Below are 24,743 nucleotides of genomic sequence, written 5' to 3' on the forward strand. Positions count from 1 at the left end.
ATGGACTTTTGAGGTGGCTGACATCAAGGAAGGCCGGGTCGTGCTCGTCGGCGCGCCGCTGGGCAACGTCGGCGACGCGTCCGCCCGGCTACGTGAGGTATTGGCGTCCGCCGATGTGGTCGCGGCCGAGGACACGCGCCGGCTGGCCCGGCTGGCCCGTGATCTCGAGGTGACGGTCACCGGCCGAGTCGTTTCATATTTCGAAGGAAACGACGAAAGGCGTACGCCGGAGCTGGTCGAGGCGCTGACCGGCGGCGCTGTGGTCGCGGTGGTCACCGACGGCGGCATGCCGAGCGTCTCCGATCCGGGATATCGCCTGGTGCGGGCGGCCCTCGACGCCGGTTTCCCGGTCACGGCGGCGCCCGGCCCGAGCGCGGTCACGACGGCTCTCGCGCTCTCCGGCCTGCCCAGCGACCGCTTCGTCTTCGAGGGCTTCCTTCCCCGTACGGGGTCCAACCGCCGATCGAGACTGAGGGAGCTCGCGTCCGAGCCGCGCACGCTGGTCTTCTTCGAGGCCCCGCACCGGATCGCGGGCATGCTCGCCGACCTCGCCGCCACATTCGGCGACGACCGGCCCGCCGCCGTCTGCCGTGAACTGACCAAGACGTACGAGGAAATCAGGCGCGACACCGCGGGTGAGCTGGCCGTGTGGGCGCAGCGGGAGGGGCCGCGCGGCGAGATCACGGTGGTCGTGGGTGGCGCCCCGGCCCGCCCCGCCGAGCGCCCGGCCGACGACGACCTGCGCGCGGCGGTCGCGGCCCGGGAGGCGGCCGGATCGTCGCGGCGGGACGCCATCCAGGCCGTCGCCGACGAGTACGGGATCAAGAAGCGCGAGGTGTACGCGCTGGTGCACGGCTAATAGGCGGCGGCCAGGAAGCCTGCCAGCAGCGCCAGCGGGCCGGCCAGGCTGAGCAGCACCGCGCTGCGCCGCGCCCGGGCCGTCTCGAGCCGCCGCGCCTTGGTCACGCCCGCGATCGCGTAGCCGCAGAGCAGCACAAGCGCGAACCCGAGCATCCAGCGCAGTTGCAGCAGGGGGCCGGTGCCGCCCACGTACGCCTGGCGGCTGTCCGGGCTGACCATGCGGGCGGGCGTGACCGTTCCGGGTATCCGGGCCTGCCCCTCGACGCCGAGCAGGCGCACCTGCGTGATCGTGTACCGGCCGTCGGCCGACGCGAACCGTCCGAGGCAGCGCTGGGTCACGCCTTCGCCGGTGCACTGGGTCGTGGTGACGTAGCCCTGGTCGCCGTGCCCGACCGCGAGCCAGAACGGCTCCGCGCTGACCCAGGCGAAGAACGCCGCCACCAGCCCGAGCGACACGAGCGACACCTGCGCCGAGAGCGGGCGCCCGGTTCGCTTGGCGCGGGCCCGGCCGGTGCTGCGGTGGCGGGCCCGGGTGAGCGCCGGCGGCGGCTCCTCGCCGGGCCGCACCTCGATGGTGTCGTCGCCCGGGTCGCGCCAGAACGTGGAGTTCTCGAGCCGGTTGAGCCGGGCGTCGGTTTCGGGGCTGCCGGTGGGCGGGGGCAGCGGCTCGGTGGGGCGGGCGTGCGGGCTGCCGGACTGGCGGGGCCGCGCGGGCAGCGGATGGTCCAGCGGCACGGTCGGCCGGTGGCCGAGGCTCGGATCCGGCAGCACCATGACGTCGTCGGGCGGCGGAGTGACCTCGGCCTTCGGCTTCGGCGGCACGACCGGGGCCGACCGTACGGCCTCCGGGTGGCCGCTCCGGGCCGCTTTCGCGTCCGGCGTCGTACGCGTGTCCTGGGCTGCGGGCTGGGCTTTCGCGCCCGGCGTCGTCTGCGCGTCCCGGGCCGTGAGCTGGGTGGACGGGGCGCCCGGAGGCTGCATGGGCTGGACGGACGGGGCGCCCGGGGGCTGCATGGGCTGGGCCATGGGCTGGGTGGACGGGGCCCCCGGGGTCGGCGTGGGCTGGGCCGGCTGCGCGGCCGGGGTCTGCGCGGCAGTGGCGGGCTTTGCCGCACCGGTCGGCTGCGTTTCCCGGGCTCGCTGGGCAGCGGGGGCCGGTTGCGTCCCGGCCGGCGGTGGGGAGGCTTGAGCCGCCGACGGGGTGTCGGCGGCCACCGTTTCGGGTGACTTCTGCGCCGTGTGCCCGGCAGCCGGGCGCAGCGGGTTGTAGCGGTGCGGGTCGGGCCGGTCATGGTCGCGCTCGACGGCGGCCGGGGGTTTCTCCGCGCCGGGCGCCAGTTCCTCGGAGACGTCCTGGACACCCGCGGCGTGCGCCTCGGCCGCCTCGCCGGCGCGCGGCGCGGCGGCGGGCGGCAGCAGCACGCCGGTGCCGCCCGCGGGCTGTTCGGGGCCGGGGTGCGGCGGCCTGCGGCGCGGGCCGTGGGCGGGGTTGTCGGCCGTGCGGTCGGTCTCGCCGCGCCACCAGGCCGCGTCGGGATCGGGCAGGGCCCACGGGTCGGACCCGCTTCGCGGCGTTTCCCCAGGCTGTGGCGTGTCTCCGGGCACGGGTCCATTGGACTACGCGGGCGAGCGGGGATCGCGTTTTGAATCGGGCGTGTCGTGATAAATAGGGATCTCATGGAGCGCTGGGCGAATCCGTTCGCGAGGCGCCGGGGCCGCTCACTACGCTTGTACCTCATGAGTCACGTTCTCGCCGCGGTTGCCTGGCCCTATGCCAACGGCCCGCGCCACATCGGTCATGTCTCCGGCTTCGGGGTGCCCTCCGACGTTTTCAGCCGGTACATGCGCATGGCCGGGCACGACGTGCTCATGGTGTCGGGGACGGACGAGCACGGCACACCGATCCAGGTGCAGGCCGACGCGGACGGGGTGAGCCCGCGTGAGCTCGCCGACCGGTACAACCGCGTCATCGTCGAGGACCTGCACGGCCTCGGCCTGTCCTACGACCTGTTCACCCGCACCACCACGCGCAACCACTACGCCGTGGTGCAGGAGCTGTTCACCGCGCTCGAGCGCAACGGCTACATCGTCAAGCGCACGACGCTGGGCGCCCGCTCGCCGTCGACGGGGCGCACCCTGCCCGACCGTTACATCGAGGGCACCTGCCCGATCTGCGGTTACGAGAGCGCGCGTGGCGACCAGTGCGACAACTGCGGCAACCAGCTCGACCCCGAGCAGCTGATCAACCCGCGCTCCAAGATCAACGGCGAGACGCCGGAGTTCGTCGAGACCGAGCACTTCTTCCTCGACCTGCCGGCCTTCGCCGAGGCCATCGGCAACTGGCTCGATCAGCGGGAGAACTGGCGGCCCAACGTCCTGAAGTTCTCCCGTAACCTGCTCGACGACCTGCAGCCCCGGGCCATCACCCGTGACCTCGAGTGGGGTGTGCCGATCCCGCTCGACGGCTGGCGCGACCGCGGCGACAAGCGCATCTACGTCTGGTTCGACGCGGTCATCGGCTACCTGTCGGCCTCGATCGAGTGGGCCCGCCGCTCCGGCGACCCCGAGGCGTGGCGCAAGTGGTGGTCGGCCGACGGGCTGGGCAAGGACGCCCTGGGCTACTACTTCATGGGCAAGGACAACATCGTCTTCCACTCGGTGATCTGGCCGGCGTTGCTGCTCGGTTACTCCGGCGAGGGAGACAAGGGCGGTCAGCCGGGCGAGCTGGGCCGGCTGAACCTGCCGACCGAGGTGGTCTCCAGTGAGTACCTGACGATGGAGGGCAAGAAGTTCTCCTCGTCGCGGCGGGTGGTCATCTACGTCCGCGACTTCCTGGAGCGTTACGACGCCGACGCGCTGCGCTATTTCATCGCGGCGGCCGGGCCCGAGTCCAACGACACCGACTTCACCTGGGCCGAGTTCGTCCGGCGCAACAACGACGAGCTGGTGGCCGGTTGGGGCAACCTGGTCAACCGCTCGATCTCGATGGCCGCCAAGAACTTCGGGGCCGTGCCGGCCATGGGTGAGCTGACCGGAGAGGACGAGGCTGTGCTGGCCGTGGCCAAGGCGGGCTTCGCCACGGTCGGCGAGCTGATCGGCAAGCACCGGCAGAAGGCGGCGATCGGCGAGGCGATGAAGGTGGTCGCCGAGGCCAACAAGTACCTCTCCGAGCAGGCCCCGTGGAAGCTCAAGTCGGAGGAGGAGAAGCCCCGCCAGGCCACCGTGCTCGCCGTCGCGCTGCAGGTCGTCAGCGACGCCAACACGCTGCTGACGCCGTTCCTGCCGCACTCCGCGCAGAAGGTGTTCGAGCTGCTCGGCGGCGAGGGCGTGCACGCGCCGATGCCGCGCATCGAGGAGGTCGAGGACCTGGACGGCGGCCCGGGTTACCCGGTGCTCACGGGCGACTACACAGCCGGGGCCCGCTGGGAGTCAGTGCCCTTGGTCACAGGAACCCCGCTGGCCACCCCGAAACCGGTCTTCCGCAAGCTCGATCCGTCCGTCATCGAGGAGGAGCTGGCCCGCCTAGCAGGCTGATCTGGTTCTATCGACGAGGTTCGTTGGCACGAAAGGTGCTTTCGGGCCTCGTCCTTTTATCTGATTGATCGATGTGTTGGTGATCCGGTAGCGTTCGCGCTCCACGGGGGAACACCAGCGTTACATCGAAACGGCTCCGTCCTGACGCGAGTCGTGACGATTGGCCCCCTTCGTGCGGTTTCAACCCCCTCGAAGGAGCATTTCCTTGAACTCTCGCCTCTCTCGTCCGCTGCTCGCGGCCGTGATCAGCGGCGCCCTGGCCGGCGGCCTCGCGGCCGCGCCCGCGCTCGCTGAACCGTCGCCGCCGCTGCCCGAGGCCACCGAGACGACGACCGCCCCGGCCACGACGGAGCCGACGGTCGAGCCGACCACGGTCGCGCCCACGACGGAGCCGCCCACCACCCCGCCCACGACGGAGCCCGCGACGACTCCGCCCACGACGGAGCCGCCCACCACCCCGCCGACCACGGCCCCGCCGACCACCACGACGCCGACGCCGCCCGCCGACAAGACGGCTCCCACCGGCGCCTTCAGCCTCAACCGCTGGTCCATCTGGACCGGTCAGACGGTGACGATCACGGTGTTCGGTGTCGGCGACAACGTGAGCGTGGGCCCCGAGATCAAGCGCGTCGTGACGTGGGGTGACGGCTCGACCCAGACGCTGCACCACACCGCGAAGAACGTCACCCACACGTACAAGTCGAGCGGCAAGAAGCCGATCACCTTGACGCTGACCGACCTCGCGGGCAACAAGAAGGTCGCCAAGTCGTCCGGCCCGACCGTCTCGGTCCCGGCACTCAAGTACAAGCTGAACAAGACGTCGGTCTGGGCCGGCGAGAAGTTCGTCTGGGAGATCACCTCGGTGCCGGCCGGCACGAAGAAGATCTCGGTGAACTGGGGTGACGGGCGCGCCTCGGCGCTCAGTGTCAAGAAGCAGAAGGTCACGCGCTACTACTTCACCAACCCGAGCAACGGCGCCTTCGTCCCGCCGGGCACGAAGACCCTCACGGCCTACATCTACAACGGGTACGGCATGGCCACCCCGCTGACCGTCGGCAAGGTCACCTTGAAGAAGGACAGCTGGCGGCCGGTGCTCAAGCTCAGCGTGCCGTCGAAGGCGAACAAGGCCTCGTCCTGGAAGGCGATCAAGGGCACCGCGAGCGACAAGGGCTCCGGCATCAAGGAGATGTACGTCGCCGCCCTCGTGATCAAGAACAACAACACCATCGTCTGCTACAACGGCAAGAAGTGGATCACGGTTACCGACGCCAACATCCTCTCCTGCAGCCGCCCGGTGAAGGTGACGAAGGGCAAGTTCTCGCTGGGCCTGAAGAACACGCCCAAGGGCTACCTCGGCGTCATCCTCGCGGCGATGGACTGGTCGGGCAACCTCGACAACCACACCCCGTACGAGCGCACGATCAGCTGACGCTCCACCAGCAGAACGAAGCCGGCGTCGCCCGTGGGAGGGTGGCGCCGGCTTCGGCCTTCTCAAGGGTCAGAGCGGGTACGGGATGTCGGTGATGTGGTGGTCGAGGAGCTCGCCTACCGGGGCCCACGCCTCGTAGACGCCGCGCTCATAGCAGCGTGCGCCCGTGGCCGCCAAGGCGTCGTTGTCGGGGCGCAGCAGCCGTAGCCGGGCCCAGGACTCGTCGCGCTGCAGGACCCAGCACGGGACTCCGCGCCAGAGGGCCTGCTCGGCGCGGCGGCTCAGGGAGGACACCGGGTAGCGGGCCGCGCGGGTCAGGGCTCGCACCCGGAACTCGTCGGGCGGGTCGGCGACTGCTTCGTACTCGCGGCCCTTGATCTGGCCGACCAGCCGCGCCGAACCGGATGTCGTGCAGGGCACGTACTCGCGGTCGGGGCTCACGCCGGGAAGGTCGCCGAGCAGGTTGCGCCACCGTGGACCGGCCAGGCGCAGCCAGCCGTTCTGTTCCGGCTGAAAGGTGTAGAGGATCACCTCGTCGCCGCCGGGCACGTACGCGACGATCTGCGAGTTGGCCGGCAGCGGCAGGTCGGCGAACCCGGCGGTGACGTACTCGGGAATGAGCTCGTCGGTGCTCGGCGTGAACCCGGTGCCGAGGATCATCGCGCCGATCCGCTGGTGGGACTGGATCATCGCCAGCCCGGGTTGCGCCGGCCCGCCGGGCACGTCGTAGTCGAGCGGATCCACGGCACGCCAGCGCAACGCGTAAGCCACCTCGGAGTCGGTCACGCCGTCGGTGCCGAGCAGGGCCAGGTCGTGGGGATCGCGGAGGTGGGCCACGTCGCAGGCGCGGTAACAGAAGCCGTACGGGGGCCAGCCGCCGAGATGGCCGGAAACCTGGGCCGGCGAGAGCACCTTGAGCATGCGCGTGCCACGGCGTACAGCCGCTGTGGTCCGGATCCGGCGCAGCACCGGGTCGTCGCGGAAGCCGGCCGACTGGCTCATCTGCTGCACCCGTGCCCAGCCGAGGTCACGCCGCAGCGGGGCGCTGAGCGGGGGTTCGAGCGGATCGGCGCCGATCGCGCTGTCCTCGCCGGTCACGGTCACGGTGGGAAACTAGACAACAGGCATGGACTTCAGGTGAACATGCGGTGGCCGGAGTGTCGAAGTGCAGAATGTCTCCCATGCCATCGTCACCTTCGGAGTCCCGCCGGGAGAAGGCTCGCCGGCGGGCCGGGGAGTTCCCGGCTGCGCCTGAGCCGCTTGCTGTTCCGGTGTTCGACAGCCATACCCACCTCGACCTGACCATTGAGGAAGCCGGGGTGCCCGGGGGCGAGGCTGCCGACCCGGTCGAGGCGCTGCTGACCGCCGCTGCCAAGGCCGGTGTGGGTCGGGTTGTTCAGGTCGGAGTGGACGAGCCGTCGTCGCGCTGGAGCGCCGAGCTGGCCGCCCGCCACACGTCGGTGCTGGCCGCCGTGGCGCTGCACCCCAACGAGGCGCCACGCCTGTCCGATCTGGACGAGTCGCTGCGAGCCATCGAGGCGCTCGCGGCCGAGCCGAGGGTCCGCGGCGTCGGGGAGACGGGCCTCGACACCTTCCGTACGCCGGAGGAGGGCCGGGCGGCGCAGGAGGAGAGCTTCCGCGCGCACATCGCCATCGCCAAACGCCACGGCAAGGCACTGATCATCCACGACCGCGACGCCCACGAGGACGTGCTGCGGGTGCTCGATGCCGAGGGCGCGCCCGACACGGTCGTCATGCACTGCTTCTCGGGTGACGCGGCGTTCGCCACCGAGTGCGTACGGCGGGGCTTTCATCTCAGTTTCGCCGGCACGGTGACCTTTGCCAGCGCCGGGAGCCTGCGCGAGGCGGCGGCCCTGACCCCGCGTGAGCAGATCATGGTCGAGACCGACGCGCCCTATCTGACCCCCGTGCCGTATCGCGGCCGCCCGAACGCTTCGTATCTGATCCCGCTGACCGTACGCGCCCTGGCGGCCGCTCGGGGTGACGACGTCGACGAGCTGTGCGCCGCGATCTCGGACAACGGCGAGCGTGTTTTCGGGCCTTGGCGCTGACGATTCCCGCCCCGGCTAGGCTTGCAACTCATGGCTGACGCACTTCTCGGCCCGGCGGAGATCCGGGAACTGGCCGCCCGGCTCGGCGTGGCCCCCACGAAGAAGCTCGGCCAGAACTTCCTGCACGACCCGAACACGATCCGGCGCATCGTGGCCGCGGCCGGGCTCGTGCCCGACGACGTCGCGCTCGAGGTCGGGCCGGGGCTCGGCTCCCTCACGCTGGGTCTGGCCGGGGCGGTGCGGCACGTGCACGCCGTCGAGATCGACCCCCGGCTCGCCGCGGCGCTGCCCGAGACGGTCACGGCCGCCCACCTGAGCGTGCACAACGCCGACGCCCTGCACGTCCGGGGGGCGGACTTCGACCCGGCGCCCACGATGCTGGTGGCCAACCTGCCCTACAACGTGGCCGTCCCGGTCGTGCTGCACCTGCTGGCCGAGCTGCCCACACTGCGCGGCGGCCTGGTCATGGTGCAGAAAGAGGTGGCCGACCGGCTCGTCGCGGGCCCGGGTTCCAAGGTGTACGGGGTTCCGTCGGTCAAGCTGGCCTGGTACGCCGACGCCCGCGCGGCCGGCAAGGTGCCGCCCGCCGTGTTCTGGCCGGTGCCGAATGTGGACTCCGGGCTGGTCGCCTTCACCCGCCGCACCCCACCGGGTGACATCGATCGCCGTGACGTGTTCGCGGTGGTCGACGCCGCCTTCGCTCAGCGCCGCAAGACCCTGCGCGCGGCCCTGGCCGGCTGGGCCGGTGGCGCCGCCCGCGCCGAGGAGCTGCTGGTGGCGGCGGGGGTCAGCCCGCAGGCGCGCGGCGAGTCGCTGACCGTCGAGCAGTTCGTGGCGATCGCGGCCGCGGCCAAACTGTCGCCCGGCGGCGGTAAGCTCAGCGCGTCCGAGAGGCAGCCCAAGGAGGTGGACTCATGACCGCGGAACCGATCGGCGAGATCCCTGCCGCAGGCCCGTGGGCGCCCGACCCCCGCAAGCAGCGCACCGCCGGTTACACGATCGAGGATCTTCTGCGGCTGCCGGACGACGTCCCCCGTGTCGAGCTGACAGATGGAGTCCTGTCCGTGGTTCCGTCGCCCTCCGGCGCCCACCAAAAGATCAATAGCCGTCTGATCGCCTGGCTCGACCAGCACCTGCCCGAGAGCCTGGAGGCGTTGTTCGCGGTCGGGGTGGCGGTGGGACACCGCAATACGCTCGAACCGGATGGTGTGATCCTCCACGCCCCGGTCGATCTCGAGCACCATTTCTATGAGCCGGAACAGGTCGTTGTCGCCATCGAGATCGTCTCACCCGGCACGAAGCGGCGGGACAGGCTGGAGAAACCGGCGGTCTACGCGTCGGTAGGGATTCCGCACTACTGGCGAATCGAACAGAATCCAGTCCACATCTACGCCTATGACCTCGTTGGCGGCCGTTACGAACTGGTCGCCGACTCCGACGAGGAATTGAAGCTCGGAACCCCCCACCAGTTGAGCCTCCCGATCCGGGACATCACTCCGTGACCGAAGCCTGGGGACCGGACGATGACGAGCCGCGCCGCCACCACGGACCGGTGCGGGTCCGGGTGCCCGCCAAGATAAATCTGCATCTCGGGGTGGGGCCGCTGCGTGACGACGGGTTCCACGAGCTGAACACCGTCTATCACGCGATCAGCCTGTTCGACGAGCTCACCGCCCGGCCGGGGGACACGCTCACCCTGACCATGGAGGGTGAGGGCGCCGGGACGCTCGCGCTCGACGAGAGCAACCTGATCATGCGGGCCGCCCGGGCGCTCGCGGCGCGCACCCGGGTTCCGGCGTACGCGCGGCTGCATCTGCGCAAGTCCATCCCGCTGGCCGGTGGGCTGGCCGGGGGCAGCGCCGACGCCGCGGCCACCCTGATCGCCTGTGACCTGCTGTGGGGCACCGGGCTCACCCGTGAGGAACTGGCCGAGGTGGGCGCCGAGTTGGGCTCCGACGTGCCGTTCCTGCTGCACGGCGGCACGGCCCTGGGCACGGGGCACGGCGAGGCGGTCAGCCCGATCCTGGCCCGCCCGACCACCTGGCACTGGGTGTTGGCGATCGCCGACGGCGGCCTGTCCACCCCCGAGGTGTATCGCAAGCTCGACGACCTGCGGGCCGGTTCCTGGCCGCCCAAGGCGCTCAGCGGTCCCGACGAGCTGATGGCCGCACTGCGCCAGCGCGACCCCGAGGTGCTCGGCGCCGCTCTCGGCAACGACCTGCAAGCGGCCGCCCTCGCGCTGCGACCGGAACTGGCCGACGTGCTCAAGTGCGGCAGCGAGGCGGGCGCGGTCGCGGGGCTGGTCTCCGGCTCCGGCCCCACCTGTGTGTTCCTGGCCACCGACGCCGCCCACGCGGCACGTGTCGCCGCCGGGCTCAACTCGGCCGGGGTGTGCCGTGAGGCGGTCACCGCCCGGGGGCCGATGCCGGGCGCGCGGGTAACCTAGAGCCATCGTGGCGAACATCATCAACCTGGACCGGGTGGGTAAGGGCTACGGCGCCGCCGGCCAGCTTCTCACCGACGTTTCTCTCGGACTCGACGACGACGCCCGCATCGGCATCGTCGGCCTCAACGGCGCAGGCAAATCGACCCTTCTGCGGCTGCTCGCCAAGAGCGAGGAACCCGACTCCGGCCGTGTCACGCACCGCCGTGACCTGCGGGTCGCCACCCTGCCCCAGGCTCTCGACCTGGCCGCCGAGGCCACCGTACGCGACGTCGTGCTGGGCACAGCCTGGCTGGCCCAGGGCATGGGCGCCGAGCACGAGTGGGCCGGTGACGCGGGGGTACGTGCGATCCTCGACGGGCTGGGCATGCCGCACCTGGGGCTCGACACCCCGGTCGGGCCGATGTCGGGTGGCGAACGCCGCCGGGTCGCGCTCGCGGCGCTGCTCGTACGGGAAAGCGATCTTTTGATCCTGGACGAGCCCACCAACCATCTCGACGTCGCGGGTGTCGACTGGCTGGCCCGTCACCTGCTCACTCGCCGCGGCGCCCTGGTGGTCGTCACCCACGACCGCTGGTTCCTCGACGCCGTCTGCACGGCCACCTGGGAGGTCGCCGACGAGCAGGTCCACGCGTACGAGGGAGGTTATGCGGCCTGGATCCTCGCGCGGGCCGAACGCCAGCGCGTCGCCGCCGTGATCGAGTCCCGCCGGCAGAACCTGCTCCGCAAGGAGATCGCCTGGTTGCGCCGCGGCCCGCCGGCCCGTACGTCCAAGCCGCAGTTCCGCATCGACGCCGCCAACGCGCTGATCGCGGATGTGCCCCCGGTGCGCGACAAGGTCAGCCTGCAACGCCTGGCCACCTCGCGCCTCGGCAAGCAGGTCTACGACCTCGAGAACGTCACGCTGCACGCCGGTCCCAAGACGATCCTCGACGGGCTGACCTGGCAGGTCGGGCCGGGTGACCGGTTTGCGATCCTGGGCGCCAACGGGGCCGGCAAGACCACCCTGCTGCGCCTGCTGGCCGGCGTCACCACCCCCGACGGCGGCCGGCTGGTGACCGGCTCGACCGTGCGGGCTGCGTTCCTGTCCCAGGAGCTCAAGGAGCTGCCCGGTGATCTGCGCCTGCTCGAGGCGGTCGAAGAGGTGGCCAAGCGGGTCAAGCTGGGCGACCGTGAGCTGTCCGCGGGACAGCTGGCCGAGGTGTTCGGGTTCACCGACAAGCGCATCTGGACCCCGGTGAGCGACCTGTCGGGTGGTGAACGCCGCCGGTTGCAGCTGCTGCGCCTGCTGGCCACCGAGCCCAACGTGCTGCTGCTCGACGAGCCCACCAACGACCTCGACACCGACACCCTCGCCGCGCTGGAAGACCTGCTCGACTCGTGGCCGGGCACGATGATCGTGGCGAGTCACGACCGTTACCTGGTCGAGCGGGTCACCGACACGGCGTACGGGATGTTCGGCGACGGCCGTCTGGTGCACCTGCCCGGAGGCATCGACGAGTACCTCGCGCGGGCCGGGGCGCAGGATTCCGGCGTACGGGGGGAAAAGCCCGCACCCGCGGCAGCCGCAACCGGCCTCTCCGCGGGTGATCTGCGCCAGGCTCGCAAGGATCTGGCCCGCCTCGAACGGCAGCTGGGCAAGCTCGAGGAACGCATCGTCAAGATCAACGAAAAGCTGGCCGATCACGGCAGCGACTACGACAAGATCATGGAGTACGACGCGCAGCTCAAGGCCGTGCAGCAGGAGCGGGCCGAGGTCGAGGAGGCCTGGCTCGAGCTGGCCGAACAGGTGCCCGGAAACTGATCCGGGGGGTGTGCCTGCGCCGCATGAGGGGATACGCGAGAATCGGCGTGAACAACACCTGACCTTGGAGACGGACACCATGGCGCACACCCCGGTCAACCACCCGCTGCGGCCGATCTACCGCGCGCTCAGCTTCATCTCGGGCGCCTACCTGGTCGTGTTCGGCGTGATCGGCATGATCCAGACGTCCGGCGAGAACTTCACCGGGGTGGTCGGCGTGCGGGTCCTGGGGCAGGAGACCAACATGCTCTGGTCGATCGTCGCGCTGGTCGTCGGCATCGTCGTGCTGGCCGCGGCCGCGATGGGGCGCAACCTCGACGTCGCCGCGGGCAAATACCTGGGTTGGGCGCTGCTGGTCGTCGGCAGCTACGAGCTGGCCACCAACCGCACCGACGCCAACCTCTTCGGCTTCAGCATGTCGACCGTCGTGGTGACGTACCTGGTGGGCCTGATCCTCATCCTCGCCAGCATGTACAGCAAGGTCGCGCCGCAGGAGCAGGCCGGCGCGCCGCGGCAGGTGCGGGAGCACCGTCCCGCCTGATCAGCGCTTCGCTGATCGGCTTCCCTGGTCAGCTTCTCCTGGTCAGCAGGGTGGGTTTCGCCTCGAGGTGGGACAGGCCGTTCCACGCCAGGTTGACCAGGTGGGCGGCCACCGTTTCCTTGTCGGGCTTGCGCGCCTCGCGCCACCACTGGCCGACCAGCGCCACCATGCCGACCAGCGCCTGCGAATAGAGCTCGGCCAGCTTGGGGTCGAGGTCGCGGGCCAGGAACTCGGCGCCCAGGATGTGCTCCACCTGGTGGGCCACGTCGTTCATCACGCTCGAGAACGTGCCCGCGGGCGCCAACGCCGGCGACTCGCGGGCCAGCACCCGGAAGCCGTGCGGCTCCTCCTCGATGTAGCCGAGCAGGGCCAGCGCCGCCTGTTCGAGCAGCTCACGGGGGTGGCCGGCGGTCAGCGCGGCGGTGATCCGATCGAGCAGCGCGCGGACCTCGCGGTCGACGACCACCGCATACAGCCCCTCCTTGCCGCCGAAGTGCTCGTAGACCATCGGCTTGGACACCTTGGCCCGGGCGGCGACCTCTTCCACACTGGTCGCGTCGAAGCCGCGCTCGGCGAAGAGCTCGCGGCCGATCGCGATCAGTTGCTCGCGGCGCTGCGCGGCCGTCATGCGGACCCGGGGGGCCGCCGCCGGCCGTGAGCGGGACTGCCCGCCCGCCGCGTCGTCTGGCTCCGTCACCCGGCCATCCTGCCAGGTTTCGCCCGATCCGACCGCCCCGCCAATGTTTGGCACATCTACGGGCTTACCGCTCGCCGTACCGACGTGGTTATGTAGGTGCATTACTTGGTTCGTGCAGCTGAGCCGGAGTGTGATGCCGATGGGCCGGGAGGACGACGAGTTCGAGCGAATGCGTCTCGTCTGGAGAATCGAGAAGGACCGCAAGTTGATCGACGACTATCGGGTGAATGAGCTTTTCCGTATTGACAAGCTGCTCAGCTCCGCGCGTAGGCTCGGAGTACTTGACGAGCGACTAGGGGGCGTGGGTGATGGTTATGACGCTTGAAGAGTTCCGCCTGCGTGAGCAGGAGCGCATGCGGCGGCAGGTCGAACGGGTGCGCGCTGAGTTGCACGAGCAGGCGCGGCGGATTCAGGAGGAGGACGCGGAGGCTTGGGAGGAGCTGGCGGCCCAGTTCCGTGAGCAGGGCAAGGAGGAAAGCGCGGCCCACTTCGAGCAACTGGCCGCACGCGAGCGGGCCATGCCGCTTCCGCACCCGATCTGAGGTCGCCGCCCCTTTAGGCCCGCGCTGCTCCGGCGGCGCGGGCTCGGCGGCAGGGAAAGGCTTGAACGGGTGCCGCTAAGATGTGACCGGTGGACGTCGCCCCGTGGGGAGATGTCCGCGATGGTCCCGGATCGTCTAATGGTAGGACCGCGGCTTTTGGTGCCGTTTATAGGGGTTCGAATCCTCTTCCGGGAGCAGTCTGTGTCCGCGGCTGAGTTGTCGCCGCCTGTCTGAGTGACTACTGCGAGCACTGGAGTACCGCGTGAGTCAGACCCCTCGTCGTACCGTCGTCGTCCTTGCCGCCGGTGAGGGCAAGCGGATGAAGTCCGCTACGCCCAAGGTGCTGCACCCCCTGCTCGGGCGCACGCTGCTCGGGCACGTGCTCACCGCCTCGGGTTCGGCGGGCGCCGAGCAGACGATCGTGGTGGTGGGGCACAAGGCCGAGCAGGTCGAGGCACACCTGGCCGAGGTGGCCCCGGCCGCCACGCCGGTGCTGCAGGCCGAGCAGAACGGCACCGGTCACGCCGTACGGATCGCTCTCGAGGCCGTGCCCGAGGCGAGCGGCACGGTGGTCGTGCTCAACGGCGACGTGCCGCTGCTGCGAGCCGAGACGGTGGCGAGCCTGATCGAGGCGCACGAGTCCGGCGCGCGCGGTGCGACAGTGCTGGCGGCCGAGGTCGCCGACCCGACCGGGCTGGGCCGGATCGTGCGTGACGGTGCGGGCAACCTGGAGAAGATCGTCGAGGAGCGGGACGCGTCGGCCGAGGTGCGGGCGATCCGCGAGATCAACGCCGGCATCTACGCGTTCGACCTGGTGTCGCTGCGCGAGGCGCTGTCCAAGCTGTCGACCGACAACGATCAGGGCGAGGAATACCTCACCGACGTCTTCGGGATCATGGCTTCGGTCGGTCACCCGGTCGGGGTGTTCGTGGCGCCCGACGCCGACGAGACGCTGGGCTGCAACGACCGGGCCGAGTTGGCCAAGCTGCGCGCGTTGCTGCGCGACCGGGTGAACGAGGCCTGGATGCGTACGGGGGTCTCGATCCTCGATCCGGCCACCACGTGGATCGACGTCACCGTGGCCCTCGAGCCGGACGCCGAGATCGACCAGAATTCGCAGCTGCTGGGTTCGACCACCGTCGGCGCGGGCGCGATCGTCGGGCCGGACACCACGCTGATCGACACCACGGTCGGGGCGGGAGCGGTCGTGCTGCGCACGCACTCGATCGGCGCCGAGGTCGGGCCGGCGGCGACCGTCGGGCCGTTCTCGTTCCTGCGGCCGGGCACCCGGCTGGGTCGCAAGGCCAAGGTGGGCGGTTTCGTCGAGACCAAGAACGCCGAGCTCGGCGAGGGCGCCAAGGTGCCGCATCTGTCGTATGTGGGGGACGCCACGATCGGGGCCAAGGCCAACATCGGCGCGGGCACGATCTTCGCCAACTACGACGGGGTCAACAAGAGCCACACCACGGTGGGCGAGGCCGCGTTCGTCGGCTCCGACACCGTGCTCATCGCGCCGGTCGAGATCGAGCCGGGGGCGTACGTCGCGGCCGGCAGCGCCATTCAGAAGGGTGTGCCCGCGGGCAGTCTGGGCGTGACCCGGGCGCCGCAGCGCAACGTCGAGGGCTGGGTGGCGCGCAAGCGGGCCGGCACCGTTTCGGCCACCGCGGCCGAAAAGGCGATCGCCGAAAAGCAAGCCGGCGCCGGGGAGTAGGCGGTCGGGGATCAGGCGGTCGCGGAGCGGGAAGCCGGTGGCGCGGGGGTAGGTGATCGCGGAGAAAGATGCCGGCGCCGCGAAGTAAACGCGCGGATCCGGGTGGGTTGGGGTTAGCTGGAGGTGGACGCAAGGCCACTGCCGGGTATCCGACAATGGTGCGCCGGGGCCGGCGGCCGCCGCGGGACGGTTGCTGAGCTGGAATGTTCCGGCGGGGTGAGGCATCCCACCCGGCGGCCTCGGAACGTGGCGGCAAAGGTCCCGCGGGGGATACTTCACTCCGATTACGTCCCCACCCCCTCGAATCCACGGGAGTAGCGAGCCGATGGGCAGCATCGTCGCGGAGAACCGTAAGTCTCTGATGCTTTTCTCCGGGCGGGGTTTCCCGGAGCTGGCCGACGAGATCGGCCAGGTGCTCGGCGTGGCGCCGACCCCGGCCGACTCGTACGAGTTCGCCAACGGTGAGATTTTCGTCCGCTTCAAGGACTCCGTACGCGGCTCGGACGCCTTTGTCGTGCAGTCGGTGACCGAGGGTGTGAACCGGTGGGTCATGGAGACCCTGATCATGATCGACGCCCTGAAGCGGGGCTCGGCCAAGCGGATCACCGTCGTGCTGCCTTTCTACCCGTATTCTCGGCAGGACAAGAAGCACCGCGGACGCGAGCCGATCTCGGCCCGTCTGGTGGCCGACCTGCTCAAGACCGCGGGCGCCAACCGCATCCTGACGGTCGACCTGCACACGGCCCAGATCCAGGGCTTCTTCGACGGCCCGGTCGACCACCTGTTCGCGATGGACATCCTGGCCGAGCACGTGCAGAAGAAGTACGCCGGCCGTCCGATGACTGTCGTCGCGCCCGACTCGGGCCGGGTGCGGGTGGCCGAGCGGTGGACCGACCGGCTGGGCGGCTGCCCGCTGGCCTTCATCCACAAGACGCGCGACCCGCTCAAGCCCAACCAGGTGGTCGCGAACCGGGTGGTCGGCGAGGTCGAGGGCCGGGTCTGCCTGATCGTCGACGACATGATCGACACCGGTGGCACGATCACCAAGGCGGCCGACATCCTCTGGGAGACCGGCGCGGCCGACGTGATCGTGGCCTCGACCCACGCGCTGCTCTCCGACCCGGCGACCGAGCGGCTGAAAAACAGCAGGATCAGCGAGCTCGTGGTGACGAACACGTTGCCGCTGCCGCCCGAGAAGCGACTCGACAAGATCACTGTGTTGTCGATCGCCCCGCTGCTGGCCCGCGCCATCCGCGAGGTCTTCGACGACGGCTCGGTGACGACCCTGTTCGGGGGCTTGAGCTAGGCCGTTCCGCCGCGCGTCGCATTCGGGCCGGCCGGAGGAAAGGTTTGACCGTAGGCGTCCGGCGGCTGCGCCCAGTCGTCGGTTTGCTGCCGCCCGGCCGGGTGCTTGTGCGTGTGTGCCGGCAGCCGGCTCCGGTTCCGCCGCCCGCCTCGACGCGCAGAATGCGCGATGCACGTTGCATCGCGAGGGTGAAGTTTTCGCGCAGAGCCGGAGCGAGGCGGACCCGCTGAGTCGTGCGCGCATGCAGCAGGTAAGCTAGAGCGGTTGCCACGGCGAGGGTGCCCCGCGGTCTGCTGAGGTTCGCAGCCGCTCGGGGGCACCGTGATCGACGCGGTGCTCCGGGCCTGTGCCCAGCGCGCCCCCTCGCCCGGCAGCGCCGACGACGGCTTCCAGCACCGACGGCGGCCGATTTCCACACACTGCCGGACCGTACGCACGCCGACTTAGTCGCAGCCCGATCGAAGAATTTCAGGAGTTTCCCCGTGTCCGAGGTAAAGATCAGCGCCGAGCCCCGCACCGAGTTCGGCAAGGGTGGTGCCCGCCGCACGCGCCGGGCCGGTTTGGTGCCCGCCGTGCTTTACGGCCACGGCGAGAAGCCGGTGCACATCGCGCTGCCGGCCCGTGAGTTCGCGGCCGCCATCCGGCACGGTGGGCTCAACACCGTGTTCACGATCGACATCGCTGGTGCCTCGGGCGCCACGCTGGCCCTGCCCAAGGCCATCCAGCGTGACCCGATCAAGGACACCTACGAGCACGTCGACCTGATCATCGTCAAGCGTGGCGAGAAGGTCCAGGTCGACGTCCCGGTGACGCTGGTCGGCGAGGCCGCCCGCAACACCCTGGTCGTCAACGAGTCGAACACGCTGGCCGTGGTCGCCGAGGCCATGCACCTGCCGTCCGGCTTCGAGGTGTCCATCGAGGGCCTCGAGGCTGGTTCACAGGTCACCGCGGGCGACGTGCCCCTGCCGAGCGGCACCGAGCTGGCCGTCGAGCCCGACTTCGTGCTCGCGATCGTCTCGCAGGCGCAGACCGCCGAGCAGCTCGAGGGCGACACCGCCGAGGGCGGCGAGTCGGCCGAGGGCGACGAGGCTGCGGCTTCCACCGAGGAGTAGGACTTCTCGCCAAGTCGGCGTATGAGCCAAGTCGGCGTATGAGCCGAGTCGGCGTGTGAGCCAAAGCGGCGTACGAGCAGTGACCGGGGAAAGTGCCAAAGCGGCGCTTTCCCCGGCTTCGTGTCTGGAGGGGAACGGCAGTGAGCGACGAGTCGCCGTGGCTGGTGGTCGGGCTCGGTAACCCGGGTAAGGAGTACGCCGGCAACCGGCACAACGTGGGCTTCATGGTGGCCGACCTGCTGGCGTCCCGGCTGGGCGCGAAGTTCGGCCGGGCCAAGCGCGCCCACACCGAGGTGGCCGAGGGCCGGCTGGGCCTCGGGGGGCCGAAACTGGTGCTGCTCAAGCCGCTGACCTACATGAACCTCTCCGGCGCGCCGGTGGTCTCGCTCGCACAGTTCTTCAAAGTGCCGGTGTCCAACGTGATTGCCGTGCACGATGAGCTTGATGTGCCTTTCGGGCAGGTTCGAGTGAAGCGTGGCGGTGGTGAGGGTGGCCACAACGGTCTGCGGTCCATGTCGAAGTCCCTGGCGAGCAAGGAGTACGCGCGGGTGCGATTCGGCATCGGCCGCCCGCCGGGACGGCAGGACCCGGCCGACTACGTGCTCTCCGACTTCTCCGGCGCCGAGCGCAAGGAGCTGGAGTTTCTCGTCGACCGGGCGGCCGACGTGGTGGAGGCGGTCGTGCTCGAGGGGGTCGAGTGGGCGCAGAACAAATACCACGGCAGTTGATCTTGCGAGGTCGAAACAGATAGATCGTTTGGGCGGTTTTGTCCGCCTACCGATCCCGTGACGCTCTCGACTGTCCGACCGTTGGTCACACGTATGCGCCGATTCGGTGGCATATGACCGTCGGATGGGGGAGGTTGAGGATGCGGCGGGACATGTCGGCAACGGAGGCGGTGCTCGCCCAGCCGACCGTGCTGCTGCCGGCGATCCGGCCGGTGCGCCTGCCGACCGCCGCGGCGAACAAGATGGCGCTGAACACGACGCCGACACGCCCGAATGCGGGGCCTCCGCAGGCGCTCGACCGGCCGGACAACGCGCCGCCGCGGGTAACTCGTGGCAAGGCCGACCCGGCCCGCAATCAGGCGATCGACCGGCACTGGTCCGAGCGGCCCAACCGGTCGGCGGCGACCCGCCCCGCGACCCGGCCCTTCGTTCGCGTACGCGGGCGGCACGCGGCCATGTCGAGGCGGCAGCGCTGGGAACGCAGCTACGTGCGATCGCTCGTGCTGTGTGACCTGCTCGCGGGCACGGCGGCGGGCGCGACCACGTTCGGGCTGCGGTTCGGCGACGAGGTGACCAGCTACAACCTCGCGTACATGGTTCTGTCGGCGCTGCTGCCGGTGCTGCTGCTGACCGTGCTCGCGGTCGCCCGGGCGTACGAGCGCCGGTATCTCTTCGTCGGCACGGACGAGTACCAGAGGGTGCTCCGGGGCGGGGTCGGCCTCATCGCCGGGGTGTCCGTGATCTCGTACGGGCTCGATCTGGATCTTGCCCGGGGGTATGTCCTGGCCGCCCTGCCAACGGCGATCGTCTCGTCGGTGGTGTTGCGGTTCGCGTTGCGCAAACGACTGCACCTGACCCGGGCCCGGGGCGGGAGCATGCGCCGGGTGATCCTCGTCGGGCATGAGCTCTCGGTCATCGGCATGACCCGTCAGCTGCGGCGGGAGCGCTATCACGGGCTCGAGGTTGTGGGGGCCTGCCTGCCGCCGGGGCACGACGGCGTGGGGGTGAGCGGGCCGCAGGGCCTGACCGTCTACGGCACGTTCGAGGACGTCGCCGGGGCGGTCGAGCTGGCCGACGCGGACACCGTGGTCGTGCTGAGCTGCCCCGAGCTCGACGGCGAGGCCGTACGCCGGCTGGCCTGGCGCCTGGAGCGTGACGAGGTCGACCTCGTGGTCGCCAGCGCGCTCGTCGACGTGGCGGGGGCCCGTACGACGATCCGGCCGTTCGACGGGCTGCCCATGCTGCACGTCGAGCACCCGCGCCTGCACGGCGGATCGAGGCTGGTCAAGGAGGCGTTCGACCGGCTCGGCGCGCTCGCGTTATTGATGATCTTCGGTCCTGTGCTGCTCGGCATCGCACTGGCTGTGCGGTGCACGTCGCGCGGGCCGGTACTCTTTCGTCAGGTACGGGTCGGTCGTGACGGTCGATTGTTCCGTATTTTCAAGTTCCGGAGCATGTATGTGGATGCCGAGGCGCGGCTCGCCGAGCTGAAGCATCTGAACGAGCACGACGGCGTGCTTTTCAAGATCCGTGACGATCCGCGGGTGACCCGGGTCGGGCGGTATCTGCGCCGGTTCTCGCTGGACGAGCTGCCGCAGCTGCTGAACGTGCTGCTGGGGCAGATGTCGCTGGTCGGGCCGCGGCCTCCGCTGCCGTCCGAGGTGGCGGCGTACGCCGACGACGTGCGGCGCCGGCTCGCCGTCAAGCCGGGCATGACGGGCCTGTGGCAGGTATCCGGGCGTTCGGACCTGCCATGGGAGGAAGCGGTCCGCTTGGACCTGCGCTATGTGGAGAACTGGACCCTGAGTTTGGATCTGGTGATCCTCTTGCGCACCATGACGGCAGTGGTGCGCTCCTCCGGAGCGTACTGAGGGCGTAGAGGAGCGGCTAGAGATGAGCGAGCGGACAGAGACGTCGGCGCGCGTGAACTCCCAGCGGGAGAGCAACGACGGCGGAGTGCCGCCGGTGAACGACGCGGCCTTCGCCCGTTGGCTGGCCGACCGTGCGGGTCAGACCCTGCTCCAGGTACGCGACGAGATGGGCTTCGCCGACGGCAAGGCCCTCAAGGTGGCCGGTGACAAGGCCGCCCACCACCTGATGCGGGCCGAGCTGGCCCGGTGGCGCCCGGCCGACGCCGTGCTCTCCGAGGAGGACGACCACGCCCGCGACGCGTGGAGTGAGGGCGAGCAGACCACCGTACGCCCGGAGCGTCTCGGCGCCTCCCGCGTGTGGATCATCGACCCGCTCGACGGCACCCGCGAGTTCTCCGAGGAGGGCCGTTCCGACTGGGCCGTGCACGTCGCGCTCTGGACGGCCGACTGCTCGAGCCCGTCCTGCCTGGCCGCGGGCGCCGTGGCCATGCCCGCTCAGCACCGGACCATCGCGACCGACAAGTCCCCGGCGTACCCGCCCCTGCCGTTGAACGCGGCGGCGGGCGGCCCGATCCGGATCGCGGCGAGCCGCACCCGGCCCCCGGCCTTCGTCACCGCCCTGGCCGAGGAGATCGGGGCCGAGCTGGTGCCGATGGGCTCGGCCGGCGTGAAGATCGCTGCCGTGGTCAGCGGGGAGGCCGACGCGTACGTGCACGCCGGCGGCCAGTACGAGTGGGATTCGGCCGCCCCTGTCGCTGTGGCGTTGGCCACTGGCCTGCACGCTAGCCGAATCGACGGTTCTGAGCTGAAATACAACGAGGCCGATCCCAAGTTGCCTGACCTCGTGGTGTGTCGTAAGGATCTTGCTCCCCGGTTGCTTGCAGCGTTGCAGCGTCACCTTCCGTCAGAATGACGGTTGTCTCAGGGCAACATCCCCCGCTGTAACTCCTAGATCAAGTCTGGAGCCCACCGATGAGCCAGACGAAGCCGTACCGCGTCTCGCATCTGGATGCCCTCGAAGCCGAGAGCATCTTCGTCATGCGCGAGGTCATGGCCGAGTTCGAGCGTCCTGTCCTGCTGTTCTCGGGCGGTAAGGACTCGATTGTGATGCTGCGCCTCGCCGAGAAGGCGTTCGCTCCCGCGCGCATCCCGTTCCCGGTCATGCACGTGGACACCGGCCACAACTTCGCCGAGGTGCTCGAATACCGCGACCAGCGGGTCGCCGGCCTCGGGCTCAACCTGGTGGTCGCCAGCGTGCAGGAGGCGATCGACACCGGCCTCGTGCGCGAGTTGCCCGACGGCACCCGCAACCGGATCCAGACCCCGGTGCTGCTGGCCGCGGTTGAGAAGTACCGCTTCGACGCGCTGTTCGGCGGAGCCCGGCGCGACGAGGAAAAGGCACGCGCCAAGGAGCGCATGTTCAGCTTCCGCGACGAGTTCGGCCAGTGGGACCCGAAGAACCAGCGGCCCGAGCTGTGGGCGCTCTACAACGGGCGGCACCACCCGGGCGAGTCGATCCGGGTGTTCCCGCTGTCGAACTGGACCGAGCTCGACGTCTGGCACTACATCGCCAAGGAGCGGATCCCGCTGCCGAGCATCTATTACGCGCACGACCGCGAGGTCGTCGAGCGCGACGGGATGTTCTACGCGGTCAACGAGTTCATCCGGCTGCGCGACGGCGAGACCTCTCAGGTGCGCCGGGTGCGTTACCGCACGGTTGGCGACGCCTCGCAGACCGCCGCCGTGCTCTCCGAGGCCGACACGGTGGAGAAGGTGATCGACGAGGTTGCCGCCACCCGGATCACCGAGCGGGGCGCGACCCGCGGTGACGACAAGGTCAGCGAGGCCGCGATGGAAGACCGCAAGCGAGAGGGCTACTTCTGATGAGCCAGGGCGTCCTGGAGACCGAGGCTGCCCCCGCGGCCCGCATGGACCTGCTGCGGTTCGCCACCGCGGGCAGCGTGGACGACGGCAAGTCCACCCTGATCGGGCGGCTGCTGTACGACACCAAGACGATTTTCGCCGACCAGCTCGAGGCGGTCGAGGCGGCCAGCGCCTCCCGCGGTGACGAGTACACCAACCTCGCGCTGCTCACCGACGGCCTGCGGGCCGAGCGGGAACAGGGCATCACGATCGACGTGGCCTACCGCTACTTCGCCACGCCCAAGCGCAAGTTCATCATCGCCGACACCCCGGGCCACATCCAGTACACCCGGAACATGGTGACCGGCGCGTCGACGGCGGACCTCGCGTTGATCCTGGTCGACGCGCGTAAGGGCCTGGTCGAGCAGTCCCGCCGGCACGCGTTCCTGACCAGCCTGCTGCGGGTGCCGCATCTGGTGCTCTGCATCAACAAGATGGACCTGGTCGACTGGGACAAAGCGGTCTACGACAAGATCGCCGACGAGTTCACCTCGTTCGCGGCCAAGCTCGAGATCGGCGACCTGACGATCATCCCGGTGTCCGCGCTGAACGGCGACAACATCGCCTCCCGCAGCGAGAACAGCCCGTGGTACGACGGCCCGTCGCTGCTGCACCACCTCGAGCACGTGCACATCGCGAGCGACCGCAACCTGGTCGACGTGCGGTTCCCCGTGCAGTACGTCATCCGTCCCCAGTCGACCACCGTGACCGATTACCGGGGTTACGCCGGCCAGGTCGCGTCGGGCGTGCTCAAGCCGGGTGACGAGGTGATGGTGCTGCCGTCCGGCATGACCAGCACGATCGCCGCGATCGACACCGCCGACGGCCCGGTCGACGAGGCGTTCCCGCCCATGTCGGTCACCGTGCGGCTCAACGACGAGATCGACATCTCGCGGGGCGACATGATCTGCCGGCCGCACAACGCCCCCGCCGTCGCCCAGGACATCGAGGCGATGGTCTGCTGGATGGACGAGACGGCCCCGCTGCGGGTCGGCGGCAAATACGCGATCAAGCACACCACCCGTTCGGCCCGTACGGTCGTACGCGGTCTGCAATATCGCCTGGACGTCAACACCCTGCACCGCGACGAGCAGGCCGACGCGCTTCAGCTCAACGAGATCGGCCGGGTGCGGCTGCGCACGACCGTGCCGCTGCTCGCCGACGAGTACCGCCGCAACCGTACGACCGGCGGTTTCATCCTGGTCGACGAGAGCACCAACCGCACGGTCGGCGCGGGGATGATCATCGAAGCCCAGTAGGGCGCTCGTTACGGACACCGGGCGGCAGTCGTGGGGCATCGTTCCGCGGCTGCCGTTTCGCTTTGGGCGGCCGCGGTTGCATCGTCGCCCAGACCACTTTCCCCGTACGGGTGGGCAGCGTGCCCCAGGCGACGGCGAGCGCACCGACCACCTGCAGTCCGCGGCCGCGTTCGTCGAGCGGCTGATCCCGGCGTACCCGGCTCAGTTTGATCAGCCGTGGCGGCGTGGCGACCCCGTCGGCCACGCTCAGGTGAATGCCCGCGCCGCGCAGGCTGACCGCGACCGTCATCTCCGTACGGGCGTGCTCGATCGCGTTGTTGACCAGCTCGCTCATCACCGACCGGGCCGGGTGCAGCAGCTCGACCCGATCCCAGGCCAGGCACGCGTCGCTGATCAGGTTGCGGGCCAGGCTGGGCGCCTCGGGCTCCGGGGCGAGGGTCAGCGTGAGCCGCTCGGTCAGCGGCAACCGGCTTGCGATGGCCACCCGGGCCTGGCGCACCTTGGCATAAACGGGCAGGTAGGACCTCGCGCCGAGGCGCTGCATGCGATCGGCGAGCGGCAGGTCGGGCGGGATGCACAGGGCCAGCTGCACCGACGGGTCCATGGCGGCCGCCGCTTTCTGGGCCGCGACCCAGGTGGGGGCGCTGCTCGCGGTGGGATCGTCGAGCTCGGACAGGTCGACGATGAGCGCCTCGGGGTGCTCGGCCAGGCATTTGTGGAGCCGCTCGGTGGAGGTCTTCCACAGCGTGCGGTCCCACCGGCCTGCGATGGCGAGGAGCACGACGGATGCATCCACATCACTCTCGAGGTGCAACGAGGGCTCCTTCGACGGCAGACACGCTGCGCGCAGGGACATGCCGCCACGGTAATCGCCGACGCAGATCCTTATACCGACCCTTAGCTCCCGCGG

General features: G+C 70.1%; 22 protein-coding genes and 1 tRNA gene. 19 read left to right on the forward strand and 4 right to left on the reverse strand.

Annotation, left to right across the window (positions count from 1 at the left end; all coding sequences use genetic code 11):
* The first annotated feature begins 13 nt into the window (after window positions 1-13).
* Window positions 14-859 (forward strand): 16S rRNA (cytidine(1402)-2'-O)-methyltransferase, encoded by an 846-nt coding sequence (gene rsmI / locus C8E87_RS19115; protein ID WP_133874357.1) that lies wholly within the window; start codon window positions 14-16, stop codon window positions 857-859.
* Here the strand turns inward: rsmI and C8E87_RS43750 are convergent.
* A complete protein-coding gene (locus C8E87_RS43750) occupies window positions 856-2,466 on the reverse strand; it encodes a hypothetical protein (RefSeq protein ID WP_166661194.1) in 1,611 nt (536 codons plus the stop codon). The genes rsmI and C8E87_RS43750 overlap by 4 nt on opposite strands.
* A gap of 132 nt (window positions 2,467-2,598) precedes the next feature.
* On the opposite strand from C8E87_RS43750, the gene metG reads away from it, so the two are divergent.
* Window positions 2,599-4,395, forward strand: a complete 1,797-nt coding sequence (gene metG, locus C8E87_RS19130) for a methionine--tRNA ligase (RefSeq protein ID WP_133874359.1) — start codon at window positions 2,599-2,601, stop codon at window positions 4,393-4,395.
* Window positions 4,396-4,600: 205 nt separating this feature from the next.
* Complete coding sequence (locus C8E87_RS44590) at window positions 4,601-5,824, forward strand: PKD domain-containing protein (protein ID WP_203720408.1); 1,224 nt, start codon at window positions 4,601-4,603, stop codon at window positions 5,822-5,824.
* A 69-nt stretch (window positions 5,825-5,893) separates the two neighbouring features.
* On the opposite strand, the gene C8E87_RS19140 is transcribed toward C8E87_RS44590, so the two are convergent.
* A complete protein-coding gene (locus tag C8E87_RS19140) occupies window positions 5,894-6,928 on the reverse strand; it encodes a hypothetical protein (RefSeq protein ID WP_133874360.1) in 1,035 nt (344 codons plus the stop codon).
* A gap of 68 nt (window positions 6,929-6,996) precedes the next feature.
* On the opposite strand from C8E87_RS19140, the gene C8E87_RS19145 reads away from it, so the two are divergent.
* From C8E87_RS19145 to C8E87_RS19170, 6 genes are all read left to right on the forward strand, one after another.
* Entirely contained in the window at window positions 6,997-7,896 is a 900-nt protein-coding gene (locus C8E87_RS19145) for a TatD family hydrolase (protein ID WP_133874361.1), read from the forward strand.
* A 30-nt stretch (window positions 7,897-7,926) separates the two neighbouring features.
* Window positions 7,927-8,814 carry a 16S rRNA (adenine(1518)-N(6)/adenine(1519)-N(6))-dimethyltransferase RsmA gene (gene rsmA / locus C8E87_RS19150; protein ID WP_133874362.1) on the forward strand — a complete coding sequence of 296 codons (888 nt, stop codon included), beginning with the start codon at window positions 7,927-7,929 and terminating at the stop codon, window positions 8,812-8,814.
* Window positions 8,811-9,398, forward strand: a complete 588-nt coding sequence (locus C8E87_RS19155; protein WP_133874363.1) for a Uma2 family endonuclease — start codon at window positions 8,811-8,813, stop codon at window positions 9,396-9,398. The genes rsmA and C8E87_RS19155 overlap by 4 nt, the downstream gene beginning before the upstream one ends.
* Window positions 9,395-10,342 (forward strand): 4-(cytidine 5'-diphospho)-2-C-methyl-D-erythritol kinase, encoded by a 948-nt coding sequence (locus C8E87_RS19160; protein WP_133874364.1) that lies wholly within the window; start codon window positions 9,395-9,397, stop codon window positions 10,340-10,342. The genes C8E87_RS19155 and C8E87_RS19160 overlap by 4 nt, the downstream gene beginning before the upstream one ends.
* Window positions 10,343-10,349: 7 nt before the next feature.
* On the forward strand, window positions 10,350-12,143 hold the full coding sequence (locus C8E87_RS19165; RefSeq protein ID WP_133874365.1) for an ABC-F family ATP-binding cassette domain-containing protein: 1,794 nt from the start codon (window positions 10,350-10,352) through the stop codon (window positions 12,141-12,143).
* A 64-nt stretch (window positions 12,144-12,207) separates the two neighbouring features.
* Entirely contained in the window at window positions 12,208-12,684 is a 477-nt protein-coding gene (locus tag C8E87_RS19170; RefSeq protein ID WP_239079798.1) for a DUF4383 domain-containing protein, read from the forward strand.
* A 28-nt stretch (window positions 12,685-12,712) separates the two neighbouring features.
* On the opposite strand, the gene C8E87_RS19175 is transcribed toward C8E87_RS19170, so the two are convergent.
* Window positions 12,713-13,312 (reverse strand): TetR/AcrR family transcriptional regulator, encoded by a 600-nt coding sequence (locus tag C8E87_RS19175; RefSeq protein ID WP_133876934.1) that lies wholly within the window; start codon window positions 13,310-13,312, stop codon window positions 12,713-12,715.
* Between the two features lie 383 nt (window positions 13,313-13,695).
* Here C8E87_RS19175 and C8E87_RS43755 point away from each other — a divergent pair, with 383 nt between their 5' ends.
* The 10 genes from C8E87_RS43755 to cysN all read left to right on the forward strand — a co-directional run bounded on the left by C8E87_RS43755 (window position 13,696) and on the right by cysN (window position 23,833).
* Window positions 13,696-13,923, forward strand: coding sequence for a hypothetical protein (locus C8E87_RS43755; protein WP_166661195.1), 228 nt, complete (start codon window positions 13,696-13,698; stop codon window positions 13,921-13,923).
* 124 nt (window positions 13,924-14,047) lie between these two features.
* Window positions 14,048-14,118: transfer RNA gene (locus tag C8E87_RS19185), tRNA-Gln, on the forward strand.
* Window positions 14,119-14,185: 67 nt separating this feature from the next.
* Window positions 14,186-15,634 (forward strand): bifunctional UDP-N-acetylglucosamine diphosphorylase/glucosamine-1-phosphate N-acetyltransferase GlmU, encoded by a 1,449-nt coding sequence (gene glmU, locus C8E87_RS19190; RefSeq protein ID WP_133874367.1) that lies wholly within the window; start codon window positions 14,186-14,188, stop codon window positions 15,632-15,634.
* Window positions 15,635-15,959: 325 nt separating this feature from the next.
* Window positions 15,960-16,940, forward strand: a complete 981-nt coding sequence (locus C8E87_RS19195) for a ribose-phosphate diphosphokinase (RefSeq protein WP_133874368.1) — start codon at window positions 15,960-15,962, stop codon at window positions 16,938-16,940.
* A 482-nt stretch (window positions 16,941-17,422) separates the two neighbouring features.
* The gene (locus C8E87_RS19200; RefSeq protein WP_133874369.1) at window positions 17,423-18,052 is read left to right on the forward strand and encodes a 50S ribosomal protein L25/general stress protein Ctc; all 630 of its coding nucleotides are present in this window, start codon (window positions 17,423-17,425) and stop codon (window positions 18,050-18,052) included.
* Between the two features lie 140 nt (window positions 18,053-18,192).
* The gene (pth, locus tag C8E87_RS19205; RefSeq protein WP_133874370.1) at window positions 18,193-18,780 is read left to right on the forward strand and encodes an aminoacyl-tRNA hydrolase; all 588 of its coding nucleotides are present in this window, start codon (window positions 18,193-18,195) and stop codon (window positions 18,778-18,780) included.
* A 152-nt stretch (window positions 18,781-18,932) separates the two neighbouring features.
* The gene (locus tag C8E87_RS19210) at window positions 18,933-20,651 is read left to right on the forward strand and encodes a sugar transferase (RefSeq protein WP_239079799.1); all 1,719 of its coding nucleotides are present in this window, start codon (window positions 18,933-18,935) and stop codon (window positions 20,649-20,651) included.
* 22 nt (window positions 20,652-20,673) lie between these two features.
* Window positions 20,674-21,564, forward strand: coding sequence for a 3'(2'),5'-bisphosphate nucleotidase CysQ (locus C8E87_RS19215; RefSeq protein WP_133874372.1), 891 nt, complete (start codon window positions 20,674-20,676; stop codon window positions 21,562-21,564).
* Between the two features lie 59 nt (window positions 21,565-21,623).
* A complete protein-coding gene (gene cysD, locus C8E87_RS19220; protein ID WP_133874373.1) occupies window positions 21,624-22,535 on the forward strand; it encodes a sulfate adenylyltransferase subunit CysD in 912 nt (303 codons plus the stop codon).
* Window positions 22,535-23,833, forward strand: a complete 1,299-nt coding sequence (cysN, locus tag C8E87_RS19225) for a sulfate adenylyltransferase subunit CysN (protein WP_133874374.1) — start codon at window positions 22,535-22,537, stop codon at window positions 23,831-23,833. Before cysD ends, cysN begins: the two co-directional genes overlap by 1 nt.
* Here the strand turns inward: cysN and C8E87_RS19230 are convergent.
* Window positions 23,817-24,689 (reverse strand): ATP-binding protein, encoded by an 873-nt coding sequence (locus C8E87_RS19230; protein WP_203720409.1) that lies wholly within the window; start codon window positions 24,687-24,689, stop codon window positions 23,817-23,819. The genes cysN and C8E87_RS19230 overlap by 17 nt on opposite strands.
* Between the last annotated feature and the right edge of the window lie 54 nt (window positions 24,690-24,743).

It is taken from the genome of Paractinoplanes brasiliensis (genome assembly GCF_004362215.1).
Taxonomy (GTDB): domain Bacteria; phylum Actinomycetota; class Actinomycetes; order Mycobacteriales; family Micromonosporaceae; genus Actinoplanes; species Actinoplanes brasiliensis.